24 protein-coding genes and 1 rRNA gene are annotated in these 22,830 nt (G+C 63.9%); 8 read left to right on the top strand and 17 right to left on the bottom strand.

All coding sequences use genetic code 11. The features are described from left to right. Positions 1–6: 6 nt before the first annotated feature. The 3 genes from gatA (at position 7) to ACY65G_RS12230 (ending at position 4,163) form a co-directional block, all read left to right on the top strand. On the top strand, positions 7–1,491 hold the full coding sequence (gene gatA, locus ACY65G_RS12240) for an Asp-tRNA(Asn)/Glu-tRNA(Gln) amidotransferase subunit GatA (RefSeq protein ID WP_464998019.1): 1,485 nt from the start codon (positions 7–9) through the stop codon (positions 1,489–1,491). A gap of 21 nt (positions 1,492–1,512) precedes the next feature. Then, complete coding sequence (gene gatB, locus ACY65G_RS12235; RefSeq protein ID WP_464997637.1) at positions 1,513–2,973, top strand: Asp-tRNA(Asn)/Glu-tRNA(Gln) amidotransferase subunit GatB; 1,461 nt, start codon at positions 1,513–1,515, stop codon at positions 2,971–2,973. Between the two features lie 170 nt (positions 2,974–3,143). Continuing rightward, positions 3,144–4,163, top strand: coding sequence for a DUF1176 domain-containing protein (locus ACY65G_RS12230; protein WP_464997636.1), 1,020 nt, complete (start codon positions 3,144–3,146; stop codon positions 4,161–4,163). Between the two features lie 41 nt (positions 4,164–4,204). On the opposite strand, the gene ACY65G_RS12225 is transcribed toward ACY65G_RS12230, so the two are convergent. From ACY65G_RS12225 to pyrE, 4 genes are all read right to left on the bottom strand, one after another. Beyond that, complete coding sequence (locus tag ACY65G_RS12225) at positions 4,205–4,726, bottom strand: pyridoxamine 5'-phosphate oxidase family protein (RefSeq protein ID WP_464997635.1); 522 nt, start codon at positions 4,724–4,726, stop codon at positions 4,205–4,207. Between the two features lie 65 nt (positions 4,727–4,791). Further along, positions 4,792–5,652, bottom strand: a complete 861-nt coding sequence (locus tag ACY65G_RS12220; protein ID WP_464997634.1) for an alpha/beta fold hydrolase — start codon at positions 5,650–5,652, stop codon at positions 4,792–4,794. Positions 5,653–5,703: 51 nt separating this feature from the next. Next, positions 5,704–6,069 (bottom strand): hypothetical protein, encoded by a 366-nt coding sequence (locus ACY65G_RS12215; RefSeq protein WP_464997633.1) that lies wholly within the window; start codon positions 6,067–6,069, stop codon positions 5,704–5,706. A 114-nt stretch (positions 6,070–6,183) separates the two neighbouring features. After that, positions 6,184–6,855, bottom strand: a complete 672-nt coding sequence (pyrE, locus tag ACY65G_RS12210) for an orotate phosphoribosyltransferase (RefSeq protein WP_464997632.1) — start codon at positions 6,853–6,855, stop codon at positions 6,184–6,186. Positions 6,856–6,894: 39 nt separating this feature from the next. Between pyrE and ACY65G_RS12205 the strand changes: the two genes are divergently transcribed. After that, positions 6,895–7,665: an exodeoxyribonuclease III gene (locus ACY65G_RS12205; RefSeq protein WP_464997631.1), complete on the top strand. Its 771-nt coding sequence runs from the start codon at positions 6,895–6,897 to the stop codon at positions 7,663–7,665. 15 nt (positions 7,666–7,680) lie between these two features. Here the strand turns inward: ACY65G_RS12205 and ACY65G_RS12200 are convergent, their stop codons facing one another. The 12 genes from ACY65G_RS12200 to ACY65G_RS12145 form a co-directional block, all read right to left on the bottom strand. Next, entirely contained in the window at positions 7,681–8,589 is a 909-nt protein-coding gene (locus tag ACY65G_RS12200) for a pseudouridine synthase (protein WP_464997630.1), read from the bottom strand. A 29-nt stretch (positions 8,590–8,618) separates the two neighbouring features. After that, a complete protein-coding gene (locus tag ACY65G_RS12195) occupies positions 8,619–9,515 on the bottom strand; it encodes a M48 family metallopeptidase (RefSeq protein WP_464997629.1) in 897 nt (298 codons plus the stop codon). A gap of 103 nt (positions 9,516–9,618) precedes the next feature. Then, positions 9,619–10,233, bottom strand: coding sequence for a methionine biosynthesis protein MetW (gene metW, locus ACY65G_RS12190; protein ID WP_464997628.1), 615 nt, complete (start codon positions 10,231–10,233; stop codon positions 9,619–9,621). Beyond that, the gene (gene metX / locus ACY65G_RS12185; protein ID WP_464997627.1) at positions 10,230–11,393 is read right to left on the bottom strand and encodes a homoserine O-succinyltransferase MetX; all 1,164 of its coding nucleotides are present in this window, start codon (positions 11,391–11,393) and stop codon (positions 10,230–10,232) included. The genes metW and metX overlap by 4 nt, the downstream gene beginning before the upstream one ends. Positions 11,394–11,479: 86 nt before the next feature. Then, positions 11,480–13,225 (bottom strand): phosphoenolpyruvate--protein phosphotransferase, encoded by a 1,746-nt coding sequence (gene ptsP / locus ACY65G_RS12180; RefSeq protein ID WP_464997626.1) that lies wholly within the window; start codon positions 13,223–13,225, stop codon positions 11,480–11,482. Positions 13,226–13,249: 24 nt separating this feature from the next. Beyond that, a complete protein-coding gene (locus ACY65G_RS12175) occupies positions 13,250–13,519 on the bottom strand; it encodes an HPr family phosphocarrier protein (RefSeq protein WP_464997625.1) in 270 nt (89 codons plus the stop codon). Between the two features lie 50 nt (positions 13,520–13,569). Then, positions 13,570–13,971 (bottom strand): PTS sugar transporter subunit IIA, encoded by a 402-nt coding sequence (locus tag ACY65G_RS12170; RefSeq protein ID WP_464997624.1) that lies wholly within the window; start codon positions 13,969–13,971, stop codon positions 13,570–13,572. Positions 13,972–13,982: 11 nt separating this feature from the next. Continuing rightward, positions 13,983–14,924: a glutathione synthase gene (gene gshB, locus ACY65G_RS12165; protein ID WP_464997623.1), complete on the bottom strand. Its 942-nt coding sequence runs from the start codon at positions 14,922–14,924 to the stop codon at positions 13,983–13,985. A gap of 175 nt (positions 14,925–15,099) precedes the next feature. Beyond that, positions 15,100–16,398 (bottom strand): glutamate--cysteine ligase, encoded by a 1,299-nt coding sequence (gene gshA, locus ACY65G_RS12160; RefSeq protein ID WP_464997622.1) that lies wholly within the window; start codon positions 16,396–16,398, stop codon positions 15,100–15,102. A 181-nt stretch (positions 16,399–16,579) separates the two neighbouring features. After that, on the bottom strand, positions 16,580–18,115 hold the full coding sequence (amt, locus tag ACY65G_RS12155) for an ammonium transporter (protein WP_464997621.1): 1,536 nt from the start codon (positions 18,113–18,115) through the stop codon (positions 16,580–16,582). Between the two features lie 21 nt (positions 18,116–18,136). Then, positions 18,137–18,475, bottom strand: coding sequence for a P-II family nitrogen regulator (locus ACY65G_RS12150; protein WP_130186246.1), 339 nt, complete (start codon positions 18,473–18,475; stop codon positions 18,137–18,139). 18 nt (positions 18,476–18,493) lie between these two features. Continuing rightward, positions 18,494–19,252: a TorF family putative porin gene (locus tag ACY65G_RS12145; RefSeq protein WP_464997620.1), complete on the bottom strand. Its 759-nt coding sequence runs from the start codon at positions 19,250–19,252 to the stop codon at positions 18,494–18,496. A 204-nt stretch (positions 19,253–19,456) separates the two neighbouring features. Between ACY65G_RS12145 and ACY65G_RS12140 the strand changes: the two genes are divergently transcribed. From ACY65G_RS12140 to ACY65G_RS12125, 4 genes are all read left to right on the top strand, one after another. Then, on the top strand, positions 19,457–19,711 hold the full coding sequence (locus ACY65G_RS12140; RefSeq protein WP_464997619.1) for an accessory factor UbiK family protein: 255 nt from the start codon (positions 19,457–19,459) through the stop codon (positions 19,709–19,711). A gap of 96 nt (positions 19,712–19,807) precedes the next feature. Next, the gene (locus tag ACY65G_RS12135) at positions 19,808–21,319 is read left to right on the top strand and encodes a YifB family Mg chelatase-like AAA ATPase (protein ID WP_464997618.1); all 1,512 of its coding nucleotides are present in this window, start codon (positions 19,808–19,810) and stop codon (positions 21,317–21,319) included. 48 nt (positions 21,320–21,367) lie between these two features. Further along, on the top strand, positions 21,368–21,871 hold the full coding sequence (locus ACY65G_RS12130; protein WP_464997617.1) for a hypothetical protein: 504 nt from the start codon (positions 21,368–21,370) through the stop codon (positions 21,869–21,871). Positions 21,872–21,949: 78 nt separating this feature from the next. Continuing rightward, positions 21,950–22,300: a DUF1840 domain-containing protein gene (locus tag ACY65G_RS12125; protein ID WP_464997616.1), complete on the top strand. Its 351-nt coding sequence runs from the start codon at positions 21,950–21,952 to the stop codon at positions 22,298–22,300. Between the two features lie 406 nt (positions 22,301–22,706). On the opposite strand, the gene rrf is transcribed toward ACY65G_RS12125, so the two are convergent. Continuing rightward, a 5S ribosomal RNA gene (rrf, locus tag ACY65G_RS12120) occupies positions 22,707–22,819 on the bottom strand. Positions 22,820–22,830: the final 11 nt, after the last annotated feature.

The following is a 22,830-nucleotide window of genomic DNA, read 5'->3' as shown; positions in this document are numbered from 1 at the left end:
ATGATCATCCATACCAAGACCCTCAAAGAACTGTCCGCGCTGCTGCAGTCGAAAGAGATCTCCGCCACCGAGCTGGCGACCCATTACCTCGACCGTATCGAGGCCAGCGAGCTGAACGCGTTCCTGCACGTGGACCGCGCGCTGACGCTGGCTCAGGCCGCCGATGCCGATACCCGCCTGGCGGCCGGCAATGCCCATGCGCTGACCGGCGTGCCGATCGCCCACAAGGATATCTTCGTGACGCGTGGCTGGCGCTCCACCGCCGGCTCGAAGATGCTGGCCAATTACACGAGTCCGTTCGATGCCACCGTCGTCGAGAAGCTGCATGGCGTGGGCATGGTTCACCTGGGCAAACTCAATTGCGACGAATTCGCAATGGGTTCGTCGAACGAGAATTCGGCCTTCGGTGCCGTGAAGAACCCGTGGGATGCGAATGCCGTGCCCGGTGGTTCTTCCGGCGGCTCCGCCGCGGCCGTGGCCGCGCGCCTGGCACCGGCCGTGACCGGCACCGACACGGGCGGCTCGATCCGCCAGCCGGCGTCGTTCTGCGGCATCACCGGCATCAAGCCCACCTACGGCCGCGTGTCGCGCTTCGGCATGATCGCGTTCGCGTCGTCGCTGGACCAGGGCGGCCCGATGGCGCAGACCGCCGAGGATTGCGCCTTGCTGCTGTCGGCCATGGCCGGCTACGACGAGCGCGATTCGACGAGCCTGGCACCGGAACAGGGCGGCGTGCACGAAGACTTCACGCGCAACCTGAACGAGCCGTTGACGGGCCTGCGCATCGGCGTGCCGAAGGAATACTTCGGCGAAGGCCTCTCCGCCGACGTGGAACAGGCCGTGCGCTCCGCGCTGGAACAGTTCGTGAAGCTGGGCGCCACCCTGGTCGACATCTCGCTGCCGAACACCGCGCTGTCGATCCCAGCGTACTACATGATCGCGCCGGCCGAGGCATCGTCGAACCTGTCGCGCTTCGACGGGGTGCGCTACGGCTTCCGTGCCGAGGGCTACAAGGATCTGCAGGACATGTATAAAAAGACGCGCGCCCAGGGCTTCGGTCCCGAGGTGCAGCGCCGCATCATGGTCGGCACCTATGTGCTGTGCCATGGCTACTACGATGCCTACTATGTGAAGGCCCAGAAGATCCGCCGCCTGATCGCCGACGATTTCGCCAGGGTGCTCTCCGGTCCGGACGCTGTCTGCGACGTCATCATGGGCCCGGTTGCCCCGACCGTGGCCTGGGACCTGGGCTCGAAGGCGGACGACCCGGTGGCGAACTACCTGGCCGACATCTTCACGCTGTCCACCAGCCTGGCCGGCCTGCCCGGCATGTCGATCCCTTGCGGCTTCGGCCAGGGCGACAAGAACGCGAACCGGCCGGTGGGCCTGCAACTCATCGGCAATTACTTTGCCGAGGCGAAGCTGCTGAACATCGCGCACCAGTTCCAGCAAGCGACCGACTGGCACACGCGCGCGCCCGCGGGCATCTGAAGATCACAAGGAAGAACAGCTATGGAATGGGAAGTCGTCATCGGTCTCGAGAACCACGTGCAGCTCACGACCGACTCGAAAATCTTCAGCGGCTCGCCGACGGCGTTCGGCGCCGAGCCGAACACGCAGGCCAGCCCGGTGGACCTGGCATTGCCGGGCGTGCTGCCGGTGATGAACAAGCAGGCCGTCGATCGCGCAATCCGCTTCGGCCTTGCCGTGGGTGCGAAGATCGCGCCGCAATCGATCTTCGCCCGCAAGAATTATTTCTACCCCGACCTGCCTAAGGGCTACCAGATCAGCCAGATGGATGACCCGGTCGTGCAGGGCGGTTCGCTGACGTTCGGCTACGAGAAGGATGGCAAGTTCGTCACCAAGACCGTGAACCTGACGCGCGCCCACCTCGAGGAAGACGCCGGCAAGTCGCTGCACGAGGATTACCACGGCATGTCCGGCATCGACCTGAACCGCGCCGGTACGCCGCTGCTGGAGATCGTGTCTGAGCCGGAGATCCGCTCGGCGCAGGAAGCGGTGGCCTATGCCAAGGCGCTGCACGGCCTGGTGATGTGGCTGGGCGTTTGCGACGGCAACATGCAGGAAGGCTCGTTCCGCTGCGACGTCAACGTGTCCGTCCGTCCGAAAGGCCAGACCGAGTTCGGCACGCGCTGCGAGATCAAGAACCTGAACTCGTTCCGTTTCATCGAGGAAGCGGTCAACGTGGAAGTGCGTCGCCAGATCGAACTGATCGAGGATGGCGGCAAGGTCGTGCAGGCCACCCGCCTGTACGACCCGGATCGCAAGGAAACCCGCGAGATGCGCAGCAAGGAAGACGCGCAGGATTACCGCTACTTCCCCGACCCGGACCTGCCGCCGCTGGCCATTTCCGAGGAATGGATCGAGCGCGTGAAAGCGGCGATGCCGGAACTGCCGGCCGTGATGCGCGAGCGCTTCGTCCATGAATACAAGCTGCCGGAATACGATTCGCTGGTGCTGACGTCGTCGAAGGCGATGGCCACGTACTTCGAAGCCGTGGTGGCGGCAGCCGGCCAGGAGAACGCCAAGGCGGCCGCGAACTGGCTGATGGGCGACGTGTCGTCCACGCTGAACCGCAACGACGTCGACATCGCCGACGCGCCCGTGAAACCGGCGCAACTGGCGCTGATGCTGAAGCGGATCGCCGACGGCACGATCTCGAACAAGGCGGCCAAGGAGGTGTTCCAGGCGCTGTGGGAAGCCAACTCGGACGACACGGCGCTGGTCGATGCCATCATCAAGGACAAAGACCTCGGCCAGGTGTCCGATGCGGGCGCCCTGGTGGCGATCGTCGACGAAGTCCTCGCCAACAATGCCAAGTCGGTGGAACAGTACCGCGCCGGCAAGGAAGCGGCGATCAACGCGCTGATCGGCCAGGCAATGAAAGCCTCGAAAGGCAAGGCCAACCCGGCCCAGCTGACGGAGCTGCTGAAGGCAAAGCTGGCTGGTTGAGCCCACCCCAGCCGAGACCGAAACCGGTGACAGACACCGGTTTTCGAGCAATGTTTCAAAATCAAAACCGGTGACAGACACCGGTTTTCGAGCAATGTTTCAAAATAACTGGTGTCTGTCACCGGTTTTAAAAAAAGGCGCTGCGGCGCCTTTTTTGTTATCTTCTCGGCATGAGAACCCCGATCACCATGCTGCTGGCCACCCTGGCCCTGCCCGCGCTGGCCGGCGAACCCGCCGGCATCCATTTCACCCATCACGACTGGGAAGTCGCGTGCGACAACACCCGTACCTGCCGCGCCGCCGGCTACCAGTCGGAGGAAACCGCAGGCCCCGCCATCTCGGTGCTGCTCGAGCGCAAGGCGGGCCCGGGGCAGCCCGTAAAGGCCATGTTGCAAACGGGCACGTACGACGAGAACGCGCCGGAGCCGAAACGTGCGCCGACGATGCGGATCGATGGCAAGCCGCTGGGTGAGCCCGACCTGGCGGACGACGGCAATTACCGGCTCACGGCGGCGCAAACCGCCGCGCTGCTGGCCGCGCTGCCGAAGAACAGCAAGCTGCAATGGACGGACGGCACCACGACGTGGACACTGTCCGGCAAGGGTGCCGCGGCCGTGCTGCTGAAGATGGACGAGTTCCAGGGCCGGCTTGGCACCGCTGGCGCCCTGGTGCGCAAGGGCGCGAAAAGCGAGGACGCTGTGCCGGCGCCGCTACCGGCGCCGGAAGTATCGCCCGCCTCGGCCGGCTCGACCGAAGTGAACCTGGCGCCGGCCGCACGCACGGCGCTGCTGCGCGAGCTGCGCGGCACGCTCGGGGCCGACGACTGCGATGCCTTGCAGCCGGAACAGCTGATGGCGCTGCGCCTGACGCCGGACAAGCTGCTCATCCACATGCCTTGCTGGGCCGGCGCCTACAACGAAGGCTCGGCCTACTGGGTGGCGAACAAGGCCGCCCCCTATGCGCCCGTGCTGGTGACCCTGGCCGCCAGCGGCTACGCGGCCGGTACCATCAGCGCCAGCCAGAAAGGCCGCGGGCTCGGCGACTGCTGGTCGAAGCAGGAGTGGACGTGGGACGGCCGCCGCTTCGCGCCGACGCTGGCGGCCACCACGGGCATGTGCCGGCTGGTGGCCGCCGGCGGCGCATGGGAATTGCCGACCTGGGTGGCCAGGGTTACCCGCGGCCTGCGCTGAAGTGCTGCCCGCTGCGGTGCTCGCCACCAACGCGCTCCTCGTCAGGGGGCAACGCGCCCCTCGATCGAATCGTCCATCGTCTTGCCGATCGCGGCGCCCACCATGATCTTCAGGCCGGCCACGAGGTTGCCGTGCTTGTTATCCCAGTAGTAGCCATCGGTGGGCACGACGCGGATCAGCGTGATGCGCGGGTCGCCCAGCCCACCCGTGAACCACGTGGCCAGTTCCGGGCTCCACAGTTCGCGGATCCGGTTCGGGTCCGTCGAGATCGTCGCGATACCGTCCAGGTACAGGAAGCCGGCATGTTTCGACGCCTGAAAATACAGGCGCACTTTCGGGTCCGCCGCGACTTCCGCGTTCTTGTGGCTGTCGGCGGCGCTCATGAACCACAGGCTGCCTGCCGCGTCGACATCGAGCACGGACATCGGCCGCGCATCGGTGCCGCTGCTCACGAAAAAGCAACTGGCCGCGTCGTCGACGATGTGCCGGATGCGCTTGACGGCGTCGTGCCCCGCCAGGTCCTTGTGGGTCTGTTCCGCCTGGTTGCGATTGATCGAATCCATGACATCCTCCAGTTCGTGGGAGATTTCGATGCTAGCCGCATTTTGACCGGCGGTATGTGGGGTTTTTAACCTTCCCGTACTTCCAGCATGCGGGCGATCCACGCGCCGATGCCGGCAAAGATGTCATCCCGGTTCAGCTCGTTGAAATTCTCGTGGCGGTTGTGCGCCTCGATGCGGCAGGTCAGCAGGTGCGGCGGCACGGCGCGCAGCAGCTGCACGGTGGCGTTCGTGTCGGCCAGCTGGTCCTGCCCCGCCAGCACGGCATACAGCGGATGCCGCCATCCCGCCAGCGACAGGCCGCGCTGCGCCCGCTGCAGCGCATGGCCGAAGCGCACGGTGATCTCGCTGGCGCGAATGCCGTCCGCCTCGTCGCGGTGGTGGCGGGCCGTGATGGCCGCATCGTGCGTGAGCACGTTGGTCAGCGGTGCCAGCGGCACTTTCATCGCCGGTGCCAGCCTGGCCAGCACGGTGGACAGCCTTTGCAGCACGGCCGGCACGGGCACCGCGTTCACGTAATAGGGAGAAGAAAGAATGAAGCCGGCAACGCCGTCGCCGCCCCGCAGCCCGAACGTCGTGGCGACCAGGCCCCCCATCGAATGCCCGATGACGAACACGGGAATGCCCGGCCAGCGCGCGCGGATCCAGTCGAGGAACAGGCCGGTCTCTTCGACGAAGATGTCGAAGTCGGGAATATCGGCGCGCTTGCCCGCGCCATGGCCGCACAGGTCGAAAGCGGCGGTGGCGATATGCCGGTCGCGGAAGTACAGGGCCAGCGTGACCCAGTCGCCCGCATGGGCCATGCCGCCGTGCAGCGCGAGCAGGATGGCCGAGGGCGCCACGGGGGCTGGCGGCTCCCAGATGTGCACGGTGCGCGGGGCGCCGCCACGGCCGGGGAAGGTGTCGAGCCGGTCTTCGGAAAAGCGCATCGGCCCGTGATGGTCGGTCTGTGGAATCGGTCTGTGGAGTCAGTCTGTGAATCAGCCCGTGATACTGAGCGTGATCCCCATGTTGACGAACAGGGTCAGATCGGCGATCGAGAAATCGAGCGCGTCGTCCGGCCCCACGTTCGTGACCGCGATGCGCAGTTCGGCGGCCAGCGGCGGCATGTCGAACGTGATGCCGCGCGCCTCGCATTCGTGCAGCCAGGCGCGCAAGTGGCGCATCATGGCGACCGGGTTCGCGTCCTGGCCCAGGTCCACGTAAAAACCGGCATCGATGCGCACGCGGCCATCCGGGCGCACGTCGCCCTTCTGCCAGCTGTGCTCGGGCTCGCTGGGCAAGCCGTCGCGCACGTCGGCAACGAATGCTTCGTCGCCATAAACCTTCAGGGATGCCTTGTTCATCGCCGCCTCCTCAAGTTGTCGCTACTTTGGTTGCCTCTATTTAAGCACAACGGGAGGAGGATGCGAATGGGGCAGGAATGTTCAATGAACGTTCAATGAACGCTCAGGCAGCGTTCAGGAAACGCCGTACCGGTCGCGGTAGGCGGCCACCGCATCCTTGTGTTGCGCCAGCGCCGGATCGGCCGCCAGGTAGCCCAGCAAATCGGCCAGGCTGCCGATCGAGATCACGGGAATGCCATAGTTCCTGCTGACTTCCTGCACGGCGGACAGTTCCGACACGACACCATCCTTGCCACCCCGCTCCATCCGGTCCAGCGCGATCAGCACGGCGCACGGCTCGGCGCCGGCGTTGCGGATCATCTCGACCGATTCGCGCACCGAGGTGCCCGCCGAGATCACGTCGTCGATGATGACGACCTTGCCGGTGAGTTTCGCGCCGACGAGGGTGCCGCCTTCGCCATGGTCCTTGGCTTCCTTGCGGTTGTAGGCGAACGACGTGTTGCGGCCCTTGCCGGCCAGCGCCATCGCCGTGGCCGAGGCCAGCGTGATGCCCTTGTAGGCGGGGCCGAACAGCATGTCGAACTCCACGCCGGAATCGAGCAGCGTCTGGGCGTAGAAGTCGGCCACTTTCGCCAGCGTGGCACCGTCATGGAACAGGCCCGCGTTGAAGAAATAGGGCGACTGGCGCCCCGCCTTGGTGGTGAATTCGCCGAATTTCAGCACTCCCGCCGAGACGGAAAACGCGATAAACTGTTGCCTCAACCCGTGTTGCCTCAAATCATTCATATGCTGGTCCTGTTTCTAAAAGTGCCCGTATTTTAATCCATGCCAAAGATCATCTCCGCCAACCTGAATGGCATCCGCTCCGCCGCCAAGAAGGGCTTTTTCGACTGGATGGGCACCCAGTCCGCCGATTTCATCTGCGTGCAGGAGCTCAAGTGCGTTGCCAGCGACATGACGGACGAGTTCCGCAATCCGCACGGCTACCACGGCCATTTCCACTATGCCGAGAAAAAAGGGTATTCCGGAACGGGCGTGTACAGCAAGACCGAGCCCGATGCGGTGAAGATCGGCTTCGGCAGCCCCGAATTCGATGCCGAGGGCCGCTACGTGCGTTGCGATTTCGGCGACCTGACGGTCATTTCCGTGTACTGCCCGTCCGGCTCGTCGTCGCCGGAACGCCAGGAAGCCAAGTTCCGCTTCATGGACCTGTTCCTGCCCCACCTCGTCGAACTGCGCGCCGAAGGCCGTGAAGTCGTCATCTGCGGCGACTGGAACATCGCCCACAAGGAAATCGACCTGAAGAACTGGAAGGGCAACCTGAAGAATTCCGGCTTCCTGCCGGAAGAGCGCGCATGGCTGACGCGCATCTTCGACGAGTGCGGCTACGTGGACGTGCACCGCGGCCTCGACCCGCGCCCGGACCAGTACACGTGGTGGAGCAACCGCGGCCAGGCCTACGCGAAGAACGTCGGCTGGCGCATCGACTATCATGTGGCCACCCCCGGCATCGCCGGCTGCGCGCAGGCCGTTTCCGTCTACAAGGACGTGAAATTCTCCGACCACGCACCGCTGATCATCGAGTACCAGCGCTGACCGCCAACCGGCGTACTACAGGGTGCGCCGGCTTTCAAAATAGCGCCATTCCCCGGTCAGCGGATCGGGAAAGCCGATCGCCCGCGCCAGCAGTTTCAAGGGCGTGGACACATCCTCGCCCTTGCACGGCAGCGCCACCGGGTAGAACGCATCGTTGACGATCGGGATGCCCAGCGCGGCCAGGTGCACGCGCAGCTGGTGCTGCCGCCCGGTGTGCGGCCACAGGCGATACAGCACGTGCTCGCCCCGCTGCTCCACGATATCGATCATCGTTTCCGAATTCGGCTCGCCCGGCGCTTCCTTCATCGTGAAGAATTTATCGCCCTGCACCATCCGGCTGCGGTAGCTGAACGGGAATTCGCGCCCCGGCAGCGGGCCGGCCAGCGCCTCGTATTCCTTTTGCACGACACGCTGCTGGAACAGCGACTGGTAGGCGCCCCGGCTGTCGAGGTTGCAGGAAAAGACGACCACGCCGGCCGTTTCGCGGTCGAGCCGGTGGATCGGCACGAGTTCCTCGATGCCGAGCTTCGCGCGCAGGCGCACCAGCAGCGTCTCCTTCAGGAAGCGGCCGCTGGGAATCGTCGGCAGGAAATGCGGCTTGTCGGCCACCACGATGTGCTCGTCCCGGTACAGCACTTCTTCCTCGAACGGAATCGGCGCTTCGGCGTCCAGCTCGCGGTAGTAGAAGATGCGCAGGTTGCGCTTGTAGGGCGAATCGGGCGCCAGCGCCCTGCCCTGCGCGTCGACCACGTCGCCACGCGCCATCCGTTCGCGCCATTGCGCCTCGGTCACGGCGGGATAGTTGGCCACCATGAAGGTAATCAGGTCGGGCCAGTCGCCCTCGGGCAGCCACAGGTAGCTGGGCGTGACGCCATCGCGCATGGGCAACGGCGCCTTGCCGTGGAACTTGACGGTGGAAGACATGCAGGAAACGGTAAGGCGCGCAGTGCGCTCTATGACTTCGGCAGCGGCGTGGTGCGGTAAGCCGGCAGCTTCGCCACCGTGGTGCCCTTCGTGCGCGCATACACCGGCAGCACCAGCGGCATGCTCTTGTTCATTTCCCCGATGCGGGTTTCGCCGCTCGGGTGGGTGGACAGGAATTCGATCGGCGCGCGCGCATTGACGGCGCCCATCTTCTGCCACAGCGCGATGCCGGCGCGCGGATCGAAGCCGGCGCGCGCGGCCAGGTCGATGCCCACGAGATCGGCTTCGGTTTCCTCGCCGCGCGAGAACTTCAGCACGGCCGCCTGGGCCGCCATGCGTCCGCCGAAATCGGTGAGGTTCGGGTCGATGCCGAACAGCGCCGAAGCGGCGATGCCGCCCACCTTGCCGGCAATTGCCGCCAGTTGCGATTCGCCCTGCCGCTTGCGCGCATGTTCCCGCAGCGCGTGGGCGATTTCGTGGCCCATCACCATGGCCACTTCGTCATCCGTCATGTTCAGCTTCGTGAGGATGCCGGTGAAGAAGGCGATCCTTCCGCCAGGCATGCAGAAGGCATTCACCTGGTCGGAGTTGAGCAGGTTGACTTCCCAGTTCCATTGCGCCGCTTCGGGATTCCAGCGGCCCACGTGCGGGATGATGCGTTTCGCGATCGCGCGCAGGCGCTGCACCTGCGGATGGCTGTCGTCGACCAGCGCGTTTTTCTGGTCGGCTTCCTTGATCAGTGCGTCGTATTGCAGCTTCGACTGCTGGTTGACGGCCTGCTCGTCGGACAGCACGCGCAAACGCGACAGGCGCGTAACCGGAATGCCGTCCGCCGCGTTGGCGGAAGGTGCGGGTTGCTGGGCCGGTGCCACTTGCATGGCAGCGGCCAGGGCGATGAATGCCAGGCTGTGTTTGAGTGTTTTCATGATGGATATCCGTACGACCGTGGACATTCTGACAAATTTCACGGTCGTTTGCCACACGATAACACACGCCGCTGCCGCCCCGCTGCCATCGCGCCTGTGATCGTCAGCGCCCGTTCTTCTTGCGCAGGCGGAACACGGCCAGCTCTCCCCGCAGGTTCGGCAGGAAGTCGACGATCCGCCCTTCGGCCAGCGCCACGTATTCCAGCACTTCGACACCCACCTCGGCGGCGAGCGCCCGGAAGTCCTCGATCGTTGCGCAGCGCACGTTAGGCGTGTCGTACCACTGGTACGGCAGGGTCTTCGACACGGGCATCCGCCCCTTCAGCAATGCCACGCGGTGCGGCCAGTAGGCAAAGTTCGGGAACGACACGATCGCCTCGTTGCCGACGCGGACGATGTCGCGCAGCAGCGCCTCCACGTGCTGCATCATCTGCAGCGCGGAAAGGCACAGCACCGTGTCGAACGAATTGTCGCCGAACAGCGCCAGGCCGCCCTTTTCGAAATCCTGCTGGATCACGCGCACGCCGCGCTGGGTGCTTTCCAGTACCTTGTCGTCGGCCAGTTCCAGGCCATAGCCAGTGCAGCGCTTGTCGCTCTGCAGGTAGTCCATCATGAAGCCGTCGCCGCAGCCCACGTCCAGCACGTGCGCACCGGGCTGTATCCAGTGGGCGATGAAGGCCAGGTCGGGGCGCGTGCGTTTCAGGTCGTCGAACGTCATGCCGCACCCCCTTTCGATTCGGCGGCAATCTGCGTGAAATACGCCCGCACCATGCCCATGTAGCGCTGATCCTCCAGCAGGAAGGCATCGTGGCCGTGCGGCGCATCGATTTCCGCGTAGGTAACTTCGCGGCGGTTGGCCAGCAGCGCCTGCACGATCTCGCGCGAGCGCTCCGGCGAAAAGCGCCAGTCGGTGGTAAACGACGCCAGGAAGAACTTCGCCGTCGTTTTCGCCAGCGTGCGCGTCAGGTCGCCATCGTGCACGCGCGCCGGGTCGAAGTAGTCGAGCGCCTTTGTAATCAGCAGATACGTGTTGGCGTCGAAGTACGTGGCGAACTTGTCGCCCTGGTAGCGCAGGTACGATTCGATCTCGAAGTCGATACCGAAACCGAATTTGTAGCTGTTACGCATTTCACCGCTTTCCGCCATGTTGCGCAGCTTGCGGCCGAATTTCTCGGCCATGTCGTCGTCCGACAGGTAGGTGATGTGGCCCACCATCCGAGCCACCTTCAGGCCGTTCTTCGGCACCACGCCGTGTTCGTAGAAATCGCCGCCGTGGTAATCCGGGTCCGACAGGATGGCTTGCCGCGCCACGTCGTTGAAGGCGATGTTCTGCGCCGACAGCTTGGGCGTGGAAGCGATCACCACGCAGTGGCGCAGCCGGTCCGGGTACATGATGCTCCATGCGAGCGCCTGCATGCCGCCCAGCGACCCGCCCATCACGGCGGCGAACTGGCCGATGCCCAGGCGGTCCGCCAGGCGGGCCTGGGCAGATACCCAGTCTTCCACCGTTACCACGGGAAAGGCGGCGCCATAAGGCTTGCCGGTGGCCGGATTGGCGTGCATGGGGCCGGTGGAGCCGAAGCACGAACCGAGGTTGTTCACGCCGATGACGAAGAATTCGTTCGTATCGACCGGCTTGCCGGGACCGATCATGTTGTCCCACCAGCCCACGTTCTTCGGGTCGTCGGCATACCAGCCGGCCACGTGGTGCGAGGCGTTGAGCGCGTGGCAGATCAGCACCGCGTTCGATTTGTCGGCATTCAGGGTGCCGTAGGTTTCATACATCAGCGTGTAGTCGCGCAGCGACGCACCGCTTTGCAGGGGCAGGGCTTCCGCGAACGCCATGGTTTGCGGAGAAACGATTCCTATCGAGGACATGTTTTCGAATTATTGGATTGTGTACTGCGCGGCCCCACGGGCCAGTGATGATGGCGGGGCCCGAATGAGGGCACCCGCTATGGTTTCTACATCGTTTGCAGCGACAGGACGGCATCCGCGATGACGTCCGGGTCCATGGAACGAAGTATCTTGCGCGTATGCGGCAGGATCCGGGCCATGTCGGTATTGAGGATCTCCTGCTTCACCGACAGCAGCTGCGCCGGGTGCATCGAGAAATCGCGCAGGCCCATGCCGAGCAGCAGGCGGGTGAGCTTCACGTCGCCCGCCATCTCGCCGCACACGGCAACATCGATACCGGCCTTGTGGCCGGCGGCTATGGTCATCGAAATCAGTTGCAGTACGGCGGGATGCAGGGGATTGTAAAGGTGCGCCACCTCATAATCAACCCGGTCGATGGCCAGCGTGTACTGAATGAGGTCGTTGGTGCCGATCGACAGGAACTTCATCTTCCGCACGAACATCGGCAGCGCCAGCGCGGCGGCGGGGATTTCGATCATGGCGCCCACGTCCACGTCCGCGTCGTACTTGATGTTCGCTTCGCGCAGTTCGGCCTTGGCCAGCTCGATCATGGCCAGCGACTGGTCGATCTCGTGCGAATGCGCCAGCATCGGGATCAGGATGCGCAGCTTGCCGAATGCGGAAGCGCGCAGGATGGCGCGTAGCTGCGTGAGGAAGATCTGCGGCTCGGACAGGCAATAGCGGATCGCGCGCAGGCCCAGCGCCGGATTCAGCGCGGTGTGCTCGGTGGTGTCCAGCGGCTTGTCGGCGCCGATGTCGAGCGTGCGGATCGTGACCGGCCGCCCTTTCATCGCCACGACGGCGCGCCGGTACTGCTCGAACTGCTCGTCTTCGGAAGGCATGTCGCTGGCGCGGCCCATGAACAGGAATTCGGAGCGGAACAGGCCCACGCCGTTGGCGCCCGCTTCCAGCGCGGGGCCGCAATCGTCCGGCAGCTCGATGTTGGCCAGCAGCGTGATCGCCGTGCCATCCTTCGTGACGGCGGGTGTCTTCTTCAGCTTCGACAGCTTTTTCCGGGCGCGCTGCGCGGCCAGCTGGCGTTCGCGGTACTGTTCCAGCACCAGGGCGCTGGGGCTGACGATGACCACGCCGGCATCGCCGTCGATGATCACCCAGTCATCCTGCTCGATCAGGCTGGAAGCCTGCGCCACGCCGACGGCGGCCGGGATATCGAGGCTGCGCGCCACGATGGCCGTGTGCGAGTTCTGCCCGCCCACGTCCGTGACGAAGCCGATGAACGAGCGATCGCGGAACTTGAGCATGTCCGCCGGCGAGATGTCGTGCGCCACCACCACCATCTGCGCCTGGAATTCGTCGTCGTCCGGCTCCACCGGCACGGGCAGCGGCTCGCTGCCCAGCAGCACCTTCAGCACCCGCTCGGCCACCTGCTGGATGTCGACCTTGCGCTCGCGCAGGTAAGGATCCTCGATCTCGTCGAACTGCGCCGACAGTTCCTCGATCTGCGTGACGAGGGCCCACTCGGCGTTGTAGTGGCGGCTGCGGATGATGTCCAGCGGCGCCTCGGAGATCATCGGATCGGAAAGGATCAGCGCGTGGACGTCGATGAACGCGCCCAGCTCGGTCGGCGCATCCTTCGGCAATTCGTTCCACAGCGTTTGCAGTTCGCGGTGCACGGTGGCCAGCGCCGTCTGCAGGCGCACCACTTCCGCTTCCACGTGCTCTTCGGCGATCAGGTAATGCTTGACGTCCAGCGCGGCCGGCGCCAGGATCTGGGCGCGGCCGATGGCAATGCCGCGCGAAACCGGAATGCCGTGCAGTGTGAACGATGCCATCGGTGCTCCCCGGTCAAACGGCATTTACTCGCCTTCGCCGAACTTGTCGTTGACCAGCCCGGCAAGCGCGGTGATGCACTCCTGTTCGTCGGCTCCGTCCGCTTCCAGCGTGACCTTGGCCCCCTTGCCGGCGGCCAGCATCATGACGCCCATGATCGATTTCGCATTGATGCGCCGGCCATTGCGGGTCAGCCAGACATCGCTCTTGAACCTGGCGGCCAGCTGGGTGAATTTGGCCGAAGCACGCGCATGCAGACCGAGTTTGTTGACGATTTCGAGTTCTTGCTGAATCATGTTTTCTTGTTTGTCTCGTTGACCCGAATTGTTCAATTGACCCGGATTGTTTAATTGACCCGGATTCGGTTATCCACCCGCACCGCCCCGCTCTGCGCGCCGGCCAATGCCATTTCCACCACCACGTCGAGCGTATCCATGCGGTAGGTGATCGCCCGCAGCAGCATCGGCAGGCTGATGCCGGCGATGACTTCCACATGGCCCGCGTCGGCCAGCCGGTTGCAGCAATTGGCCGGCGTGCCGCCCTTCACGTCGGTGATCACCAGCACGCCGGAACCGTCGTCCAGCCGCCTGATCGCCGCCGCGGCCAGCGCCTGCACATCGCCCAGGTCCTGGTCCGCCACCACGTCGATCGCTTCGAGGTGCTCGACCTTGTTGCGGAACACGTGGGCCACGGCCGCCAGGAATGCCTCGCCCAGCGGCGCGTGCGTCATCAGTAGAATGCCAACCATATCCGTCCCCGTCAGGCCGCCTGTTCGACCGCGTCGATGAACATGGCGGCTACCTGGAAGCCGGTCTGCTCCGTGATCTCCTGGAAACAGGTCGGGCTGGTGACGTTGACCTCCGTCAGATAGTCGCCGATCACGTCCAATCCTACCAGCAATAAGCCGCGCTCGGCCAATACCGGACCGATCGCCTCGGCAATTTCACGGTCGCGTTCGGTGAGGGGCTGGGCCACGCCGATGCCGCCCGCCGCCAGGTTGCCGCGCACCTCGCTGCCTTGCGGAATGCGGGCCAGCGAGAATGGCACCGGCTTGCCGCCGATGACGAGGATGCGCTTGTCGCCCTTCACGATCTCGGGGATGTAGCGCTGCGCCATGATGGTCTGGCGGCCGTTTTGCGACAGGGTCTCGATGATCGAGCCGAGGTTCAGCGCATCGGCCTTGACCCGGAAGATGCCCGTGCCGCCCATGCCGTCCAGCGGCTTGAAGATCACGTCGCCGTGTTCGGCATGGAAGGCGCGCAGGCGCGTTTCATCGGACGTGACGATCGTGGGCGACGTGAACTGCGAGAATTGCGCGATCGACAGCTTTTCGTTGTGGTCGCGGATCGCCTGCGGACTGTTCAACACCTTCACGCCCTGCTTTTCGGCGAGCTGCAGCAGGTAGGTGCCGTACACGTATTCCATGTCGAACGGCGGATCCTTGCGCTCCAGGATCACGTCGAATTCGCCAAGGGCCACGTCTTCCGACGGCGCCGCCTCGTACCAGTCTTCCTGCCCGCCCCCCGTCATGGTGATGCGCGACACCCAGGCGCGGACGATGCCGTTCTCGAGCGCCATGTGGCGCTGCTGGAACGCGTACACCTCGTGGCCGCGCTTTGCAGCCTCGGCCATCATCGCGTACGTGGAGTCCTTGTAGATCTTGAAGTTCGCCAACGGGTCGGCAAGAAAAGCGATTTTCATGGGCACATCCATTCTGGGTAATGGCTGATTCTAGCCGAGATTGCAAAGCGCCATCGGTCCAGGCCACCACCCGCCAACGTGTGGCCCGGCACAAACCGGTGACAGACGCCCATTCCCTTGAAACATTTTTTCAAAACTGGTGTCTGTCACCGGTTTTCGGGAAACATCGGGCGCCTCAGTACACTTCGGGGTTCGGATCGGTGCGTTCCATTTCCAGCGACGCGGCCAGCAGCGCCAGCCGGGCCACCACGCCGTACACGTAGAACCGGTTCGGCGCGGCGGTGCCGGGCTTGGCCTTCAGGTCGGGCACGGCGTGCTGCTGCGCGAACGCCAGCGGCACGAACTCCGAGCCCGGCGCATTCAGGTTCTGGTCCACGCCGCGCTCCGCGTGCACGCGGTAGAAGCCGCCGACCACGTAGCGGTCGATCATGTAGACCACCGGCTCGGCCACCGCATCCTTGATGCTCTCGAACGTGGGCACGCCTTCCTGGATGTTCAGATCGCTGATGACCTGGCCATCCTTGACCACCGACATGCGCTCGCGCTGCTGCGGCGACAGGTCCTTCAGCTCGGCCGCGTCGCGGATGCTGATGATGCCCTTGCCATACGTGCCCGCATCCGGCTTGATGATGACGAACGGCTTTTCCTTGATGCCGTATTCCTTGTATTTCTTGCGGATCTTGGCCAGCACCGCGTCGACATTGCCTGCCAGGCAATCCTGGCCTTCGCCCGATTGCAGGTCGACTTCGCCGCAGCGGGCGTGGAACGGGTTCACCATCCACGGGTCGACGCCGATCAGCTTGCCGAATTTCTTGGCCACCTCGTCGTACGCCGTGAAATGGTTGTGCTTGCGGCGCATGCCCCAGCCGGCGTGCAGCGGCGGCAGCAGGCTTTGCTCGTGGATGTTTTGCAGGATGTCCGGCGTGCCGATCGACAGGTCGTTGTTCAGCAGGACCGTGCACGGGTCGAAGTCCTTCAGCCCCACGCGACGGCCGTTGGCCGAGCGCTCGAGCGGCTCGACGACCAGCATGTTCCCATCCGGCAGCGCCAGCGGCGTGGGCTGCGTGATGGCCGGATCCAGGGTGCCGAGCCGCACGTGCAGGCCCGTCTGGCGGAAGATCTGCGCCAGGCGCGCCACATTCTCCAGGTAGGTGGGATGGCGGTTATAGCTTTCCGGGATCACCAGCAGGTTGCGGGCATCGGGGCAATACTTGTCGATCGCGGCCATCGCTGCCTGCACCGACAGCGGGAGCATTTCGCTGGCCAGGTAGTGGAAGCCGCCGGGGAACAGGTTCGTGTCCACCGGGGCGAGCTTGTAGCCGGCGTTGCGCAGGTCGACCGAACAATAGAACGGCGGCGTGTGTTCCTGCCACTCCAACCGGAACCAGCGCTCGATGGCGGGGGTGGCGGCCAGGATTTTTTCTTCGAGATCGAGCAGCGGTCCGGTCAGGGCCGTGACGAGGTGGGGAACCATGCTTACTTCCTTGTAGTGATGGGCGAACTGCGTGCCCGCCTTGCAAATCTGAAGGCGGATTCACCAAATCAGGGCAAAAACGCCATTTTAAAGGTGCACAAAACAAAAAAGCGCCCCGGAGGGCGCTTTTGGCGGTAAAACCGCGGTGTTGAGCGGTTGTTGAGCGAGAAACCGCGTGCAATCAGATGTGATACGCCGTTTCGCCGTGGCTGTTGATGTCCAGGCCTTCGCGCTCCTGCTCTTCCGGCACGCGCAGGCCGATGACGATGTCCACCAGCTTGTAGGCGATGAAGGCCACGATACCCGACCACAGGATCGTGACGCCCACGCCGATCAGCTGGGTGATCACCTGGCCGCCGATCGAGTAGTCGGCCGATGCCTTGTTGGCCACGTAATCCCAGATGCCCTGCCCGCCCAGCGACGGGGCGGCGAACACGCCCGTCAGCACCGCGCCCAGGATACCGCCCACGCCGTGCACGCCGAACACGTCCAGCGAGTCGTCGGCACCCAGCATGCGCTTCAGGCCATTCACGCCCCACAGGCAGACTACGCCGGCCAGCAGGCCGATGACCAGGCCGCCCATCGGGCCGACGAAGCCGGCGGCCGGGGTGATGGCCACCAGGCCGGCAACGGCGCCGGACACGGCACCCAACATCGACGGCTTGCCCTTGAAGATCCATTCTGCGAACAGCCAGGACACGGTGGCGGCAGCGGTGGCCAACAGCGTGTTCACGAAGGCCAGCGCGGCGATGTCGCCCGCTTCCAGCGCGGAGCCGGCGTTGAAGCCGAACCAGCCCACCCACAGCAGCGAGGCGCCGATCATCGTCATCACGAGCGAATGCGGTGCCATCGATTCACGGCCGTAACCGACGCGCTTGCCCATCATGTAGGCACCCACCAGGCCAGCGACGGCGGCATTGATGTGCACCACGGTGCCGCCGGCAAAGTCCAGCGCGCCATGGCCCCACAGGTAGCCGCCCTTGGCGGTCACGGTGGCCAGCGAGGCCGCATCGGTGATCGCATCCGGGCCGCTCCAGAACCAGACCATGTGCGCCATCGGCAGGTAGGCAAAGGTGAACCAGATCACGATGAAGGCCAGCACGGCGGCGAATTTCGCGCGCTCGGCGAAAGCACCGACGATCAGGCCGCAGGTAATGGCGGCAAACGTGCCCTGGAACGCGACAAAGATGAATTCGGGAATGACGACACCCTTGCTGAACGTGGCCGCATACGCGAACGTGCCGGCGACGGGGTCATAAATGCCGTTCAGCAGCGCGCGGCTGAATCCGCCGAAGAACGCATTGCCTTCGGTGAACGCGATCGAATAGCCGTACAGGCACCACAGCACGATGATCAGCGAGAAGATCGTGAAGATCTGCATCAGGATGGACAGCATGTTCTTCGAGCGCACCAGGCCGCCATAGAACAGGGCCAGGCCGGGGACCGACATCATGATGACCAGCAGCGTGGCGACGAACATCCAGGCGGTATCGCCCTTGTGCGGCGTGGGGGCAGCGGCTGGTGCCGCTTCGGCGGCGGCCGGTGCGGCGGCAGCCGGTGCCAGGGCGGGCGCGGCTTCAGCCGCGGCGGGTGCGGCAGCCGTTGCGGTGGCAGCCGGCGCATCGGTCGTGGCCGCATCCTGCGCCCAGGCCGGCGCAGCGCTGAACGCCATCAGCATGGCTGCCCCGGCCAGCCATTTGGTGATCATTTTCTTCATCTGATTCCCCTTTTTTTGTCTTTAAAGAGCGTCGTTGCCGGTTTCGCCGGTACGGATACGGATGACCTGCTCCAGGTTATATACGAAAATCTTGCCGTCGCCGATCTTGCCCGTGCGGGCAGCCGTTTCGATGGCTTCGATGGCCTGCTCGACGATCGCGTCGTCGACCGCCGCCTCGATCTTGGTCTTGGGCAGGAAGTCGACCACGTATTCGGCGCCGCGGTACAGCTCCGTATGGCCTTTCTGGCGACCGAAGCCCTTGACCTCGGTGACGGTGATGCCTTGCACGTTGATCGCGGAGAGGGCTTCGCGCACCTCGTCCAGCTTGAACGGCTTGATGATGGCGGTAATCATTTTCATGGCAGGCCTCGTTTTATATCAGAAGGTTTTGGACAGGGTCAGCACGGCGCCGGATTTCCCCAGATTCTTGCCGTTCGGTGCGATGTAGGCTTCGGTATTGGTATCGACATAGGCCAGCGATACGGTGGCGATGCCGAAGTCCTTGGTCACGCCCACTTTCCAGTCGGTGTAATCGGCGGAACCGTTATTCTTCACTTTCTGGTGACCCACGTGCAGGTTCAGGATGAAGCCTTCGCCCAGGTCCTGGTTGACGGATGCATCCAGGTACTGGCTGTTCTTGCTGTCGGCAAAGCCGAACAGGTTCGTCAGCGAATGGGAGTATTTCAGCGTGGCGGGACCGAAGCCCACCTGGCCGTACAATTCGAACGTGTTGGCGCTGGTGGGCAGCGAGTTCGATGCGTAGATATAGCCGAGGCCGCCGACGTCGTACGTGAAGCCGGAGCCGAGCTCTCCGCGCTTGCCCGCGTACACGTCCCATTCGACGCTGCCGTCGCCGCCGCCGTCCTTGACCCACTTGATGGTGGACAGCCAGGTGCCGGCATAGAAACCTGTCGGGTTGTTGACCCAGTCGGCGCCGCCCTGCAGCGCGGGTTTCAGGCGTGTCTGCGAAATGCCGCGGTAACGGTAATCGCTGGTAACGGCCGCGTTGAAGCTGATCTCATTGTCCGGTTTCGCCTCGGGTGCCGCGGCGGCTTCCTGTGCCTGTGCCTGGCCTGCCGCGATGCACGCGAACAGGACGGCGATGGACAGGGCGGAGCGCTTGCTCGGGTATGACATGGCGATTTCCTTTTGAGTGAACTTTTATTGCGGTTTAAAATTCGTCTGACTCGTTGTCCCTTTAGCTAAAGCAGAATGCGTGCCAGCAAATAGTTGCTGAGCCGATAGCCAAGGCCCGGAGCGCGACGCCTCTTCGCACCAAATAATCTTCGTACTGGCACCATTGTGGTGCATTCGTGCGAAAAAACTCACCTGGAGCCCATCGTGGACATGAACGCCTTCTTTACCGACCTGCAATCCAAGATCAACAACGTCATCGAGAACTCGCCTGCCAAGGACATTGAACGCAATGTGAAATCAATGATGACCCAGGGCTTTTCCAAGCTGGATCTGGTAACGCGCGAAGAGTTCGACATCCAGGCACAGGTGCTGGCCAAGACCCGCGCCCGCCTGGAATTGCTGGAGACACGCCTAGCCGAGCTCGAGGCGAAAATCGCCGCCGAGAAAGCACCGCTGTAACGGTTTTCCTGCCTTATCGCGGCGCAAGGCCGCGCCCGCTGCAACAGCCTACGATGCAAGATCGTCTTGTCCATCCACAGCTTGCAGCGGGGAATCATGAGCCTGGCCGTCCTGAAAAGCCGTGCGCTGAACGGCATCGAAGCCCCTGAAGTCAGCGTCGAGATCCATCTCGCCAATGGCTTGCCGGCATTTCACATCGTTGGGCTGGCCGAAACCGAGGTCAAGGAAGCGCGCGACCGTGTGCGCGCCGCCATCGTCAACGCCGGCTTCGACATGCCGAACCACCGCATCACCGTCAGCCTGGCGCCGGCCGACCTGCCCAAGGAATCCGGCCGGTTCGACTTGCCGATCGCGCTCGGCATCCTGGCCGCTTCCGGCCAGATCCCCACGCCGCCGCTGTCCCGCTACGAATTTGCCGGCGAACTGTCGCTGACCGGCGAGCTGCGGCCGATCCGCGGCGCGCTGGCGATGACGTTCGCCATGCAGCGCGCACGCGCGCGCGCTGCCTTCATCCTGCCGCTGGCCAACGCGGACGAGGCGGCGCTGGTCGACGGCGCGGCGGTGTACCCGGCCGCCACGCTGCTGGAAGTGTGCAACCATTTCTGCGCGGCGGACGATTCCGCCAGGCTCGCCCGGCATCGCCCCTCACCCCAGCCCCAGCTTGTCGAACATGCCGATTTTGCGGAAGTGAAAGGACAATGGCATGCCAAGCGGGCGCTGGAAGTGGCCGCTGCCGGTGGACACAGCATCATCATGGTGGGCCCTCCCGGTGCCGGCAAGACGATGCTGGCGTCGCGTTTCGCCGGCTTGCTGCCGTCGATGACGAATGACGAGGCCCTGGAAGCGGCCGCCGTGCAGTCGCTGACGGGAACCTTCACCCCAGCAGCATGGAAGCGACGGCCGTTCCGCGCGCCGCACCACACGTCGTCGGGCGTGGCACTGGTGGGCGGCGGCAGCGTTCCCCGGCCGGGCGAGATCTCGCTGGCGCATTGCGGCGTATTGTTCCTGGATGAATTGCCCGAATTCGACCGCCGCGTGCTCGAAGTGCTGCGCGAGCCGCTCGAATCCGGGCGAGTGACGATTTCACGCGCGGCGCGGCAGGCCGAGTTCCCTGCACGGTTCCAGCTTGTCGCCGCCATGAACCCCTGCCCTTGCGGCTATCACGGCCAGCTCTGCGGCAAATGCAAGTGTTCGCAGGATACGATCATGCGTTACCAGGATCGCATTTCCGGTCCTCTGCTGGATCGCATCGACATGCAGATCGAAGTCGCCCCGGTGCCGACGGATATGCTGCCCACTGCCGAGGATGGCGAGCCTTCGCAGGTGATCGCCGCCCGCGTGGAGGCGGCTTTCCAGCGGCAGCTGGACCGTCAGAAAAAGAGCAACCGCTATCTTACGCCGCGCGAGATCGACCGGCATTGCAAGCCCGACCGTGCCGGGCAGGACACGCTGCACAAGGCGATGCTGCAGTTCCACTGGTCGGCCCGCGCCTATCATCGCGTGCTGCGGGTTGCGCGCACCGTTGCCGACCTGACCGGTTCGGAAAACGTGCTGGCAAAGCACGTGGCCGAAGCGGTCCAGTTTCGTCGCGTATTGCGCGCATCCTGACACCTGCTCAGATGGCGTCGGGTTCTCGACGCTGCTACCATCGGTGGCATGAGACTTTACCTTTCGATTTCGCTGGCCGTGGCCGTTGTCACGGTCTTGGGCGCCTGCAGCCCGCAGTTCAACTGGCGCGATTACCGCGCCGCCGATGCGCCTTATTCCGTGCTGTTCCCCGGAAAACCGGCAACGCACACGCGTACCGTATCGCTCGGCGGCCGCCAGGCGGCCATGACGATGACGGCCGCAGAAGTCGATGGAACGATGTTTGCCGTCGGCACGACCGAACTGGCGGATGCGGCCCAGGCCGAGCATGCCGCGCGGTCGATGCAGGCGGCCATGGTGCGCAATATCGCCGGCAAGGTATCGAAGGAAACTGCGCGCGCCGATGGCGTGGAACTGGAAGCCCATGGTGCGAACAACGGGCGGCCGATGCAGCTGCACGGCCGTTTTTTGTCCCATGGCAAGCGCGCCTACCAGGTTGTCGTGATCGGGCCGGAACGCGCCGTGGACGCGGAGAATATTGACACTTTCATCCGCTCATTTAAGCTGAACTGAAACGCTGGCGTGCGTGCCGGTGTCTCGCGGCAAGCCGTGATATCGTTGGATCATTACAACAATAGATCAGGAAGCGCCATGTTAATCACATTCAAATCCCAATCTTTTTCCGATGTCACGATGTACCAGGAGCATGCTCAGCGGATCCTGGATGTGCTGAACAAGAACCACACGCGCGGCGTCATCACGGCCGCCGAGGCAGCCCATGCCGTACAACTGCTGGAGCAGGAAATCACGCTGAGCAAGCTGCACCCGGAAGTGGATGCCGGGCACGCCAATCATTCGCACGCCCATCACCTGCCCGAGGAGGATGAGTCCGCGGAAATGGCCGATAAAAACCATATCGGCTTCGCACAACGCGCATTTCCATTACTGGAGATGCTGCGTGCGGCCCGGGATGGTGGCGACAGCATCGTCTGGGGAGTATGAAGTTCCGGCAAAACCGGTGCTTGCCACTGGTTTTGGAAGCGACGTTGGGCAGTGCCTGGCCGAAAAACCGGTGACAGACACCAGTTTTCTGAAATTTTGTTTCCAAAAACCGGTGTCTGTCACCGGTTTTTACTGCTGAAACGGCATTCCCAATGCAAAAAACCCCGCCAGCACACGCTGGCGGGGTTTTTCTATATAACAGCCTGATTGAACCAACTTTCACACTGGTTGCAGCACTATCATCGGCGCAGAGTCGTTTCGCGGTCCTGTTCGCGGAGCGAGGTCGGGCAGTGCCCGGCCGAGCAAAAACCCGGGGCCTGGAGCGAAGTCTGCGCGTACTGCAAAGCATGAGTACAAATGAAAAAAGCCCACTGCGATCACGCAATGGGCTTCTCTCGGAATTACAGCCTGACGATAACCTACTTTCACACTGGTTGCAGCACTATCATCGGCGCAAAGTCGTTTCACGGTCCTGTTCGGGATGGGAAGGGGTGGGACCGACTTGCTATGGTCATCAGGCATGACTTGTA

This window comes from Pseudoduganella sp. jia 12, assembly GCF_055502675.1.
The sequence above is the reverse complement of the archived record's forward strand: the minus strand, read 5'-3'. Positions and strand labels throughout refer to the sequence as shown.

Coding starts and splice junctions, on each gene's coding strand:
- ptsP (WP_464997626.1), bottom strand. CDS start 13,225: ATGGCATCGTTCACACTGCACGGCATTCCGGTTTCGCGCGGCATTGCC.
- ACY65G_RS12205 (WP_464997631.1), top strand. CDS start 6,895: ATGCCAAAGATCATCTCCGCCAACCTGAATGGCATCCGCTCCGCCGCC.
- ACY65G_RS12170 (WP_464997624.1), bottom strand. CDS start 13,971: ATGGTTGGCATTCTACTGATGACGCACGCGCCGCTGGGCGAGGCATTC.
- gshA (WP_464997622.1), bottom strand. CDS start 16,398: ATGGTTCCCCACCTCGTCACGGCCCTGACCGGACCGCTGCTCGATCTC.
- ACY65G_RS12200 (WP_464997630.1), bottom strand. CDS start 8,589: ATGTCTTCCACCGTCAAGTTCCACGGCAAGGCGCCGTTGCCCATGCGC.
- ACY65G_RS12125 (WP_464997616.1), top strand. CDS start 21,950: ATGTTAATCACATTCAAATCCCAATCTTTTTCCGATGTCACGATGTAC.
- ACY65G_RS12145 (WP_464997620.1), bottom strand. CDS start 19,252: ATGTCATACCCGAGCAAGCGCTCCGCCCTGTCCATCGCCGTCCTGTTC.
- ACY65G_RS12230 (WP_464997636.1), top strand. CDS start 3,144: ATGAGAACCCCGATCACCATGCTGCTGGCCACCCTGGCCCTGCCCGCG.
- metW (WP_464997628.1), bottom strand. CDS start 10,233: ATGACGTTCGACGACCTGAAACGCACGCGCCCCGACCTGGCCTTCATC.
- gshB (WP_464997623.1), bottom strand. CDS start 14,924: ATGAAAATCGCTTTTCTTGCCGACCCGTTGGCGAACTTCAAGATCTAC.
- pyrE (WP_464997632.1), bottom strand. CDS start 6,855: ATGAATGATTTGAGGCAACACGGGTTGAGGCAACAGTTTATCGCGTTT.
- ACY65G_RS12130 (WP_464997617.1), top strand. CDS start 21,368: ATGAGACTTTACCTTTCGATTTCGCTGGCCGTGGCCGTTGTCACGGTC.
- ACY65G_RS12195 (WP_464997629.1), bottom strand. CDS start 9,515: ATGAAAACACTCAAACACAGCCTGGCATTCATCGCCCTGGCCGCTGCC.
- ACY65G_RS12135 (WP_464997618.1), top strand. CDS start 19,808: ATGAGCCTGGCCGTCCTGAAAAGCCGTGCGCTGAACGGCATCGAAGCC.
- metX (WP_464997627.1), bottom strand. CDS start 11,393: ATGTCCTCGATAGGAATCGTTTCTCCGCAAACCATGGCGTTCGCGGAA.
- ACY65G_RS12175 (WP_464997625.1), bottom strand. CDS start 13,519: ATGATTCAGCAAGAACTCGAAATCGTCAACAAACTCGGTCTGCATGCG.
- gatB (WP_464997637.1), top strand. CDS start 1,513: ATGGAATGGGAAGTCGTCATCGGTCTCGAGAACCACGTGCAGCTCACG.
- ACY65G_RS12225 (WP_464997635.1), bottom strand. CDS start 4,726: ATGGATTCGATCAATCGCAACCAGGCGGAACAGACCCACAAGGACCTG.
- ACY65G_RS12215 (WP_464997633.1), bottom strand. CDS start 6,069: ATGAACAAGGCATCCCTGAAGGTTTATGGCGACGAAGCATTCGTTGCC.
- ACY65G_RS12150 (WP_130186246.1), bottom strand. CDS start 18,475: ATGAAAATGATTACCGCCATCATCAAGCCGTTCAAGCTGGACGAGGTG.
- ACY65G_RS12220 (WP_464997634.1), bottom strand. CDS start 5,652: ATGCGCTTTTCCGAAGACCGGCTCGACACCTTCCCCGGCCGTGGCGGC.
- amt (WP_464997621.1), bottom strand. CDS start 18,115: ATGAAGAAAATGATCACCAAATGGCTGGCCGGGGCAGCCATGCTGATG.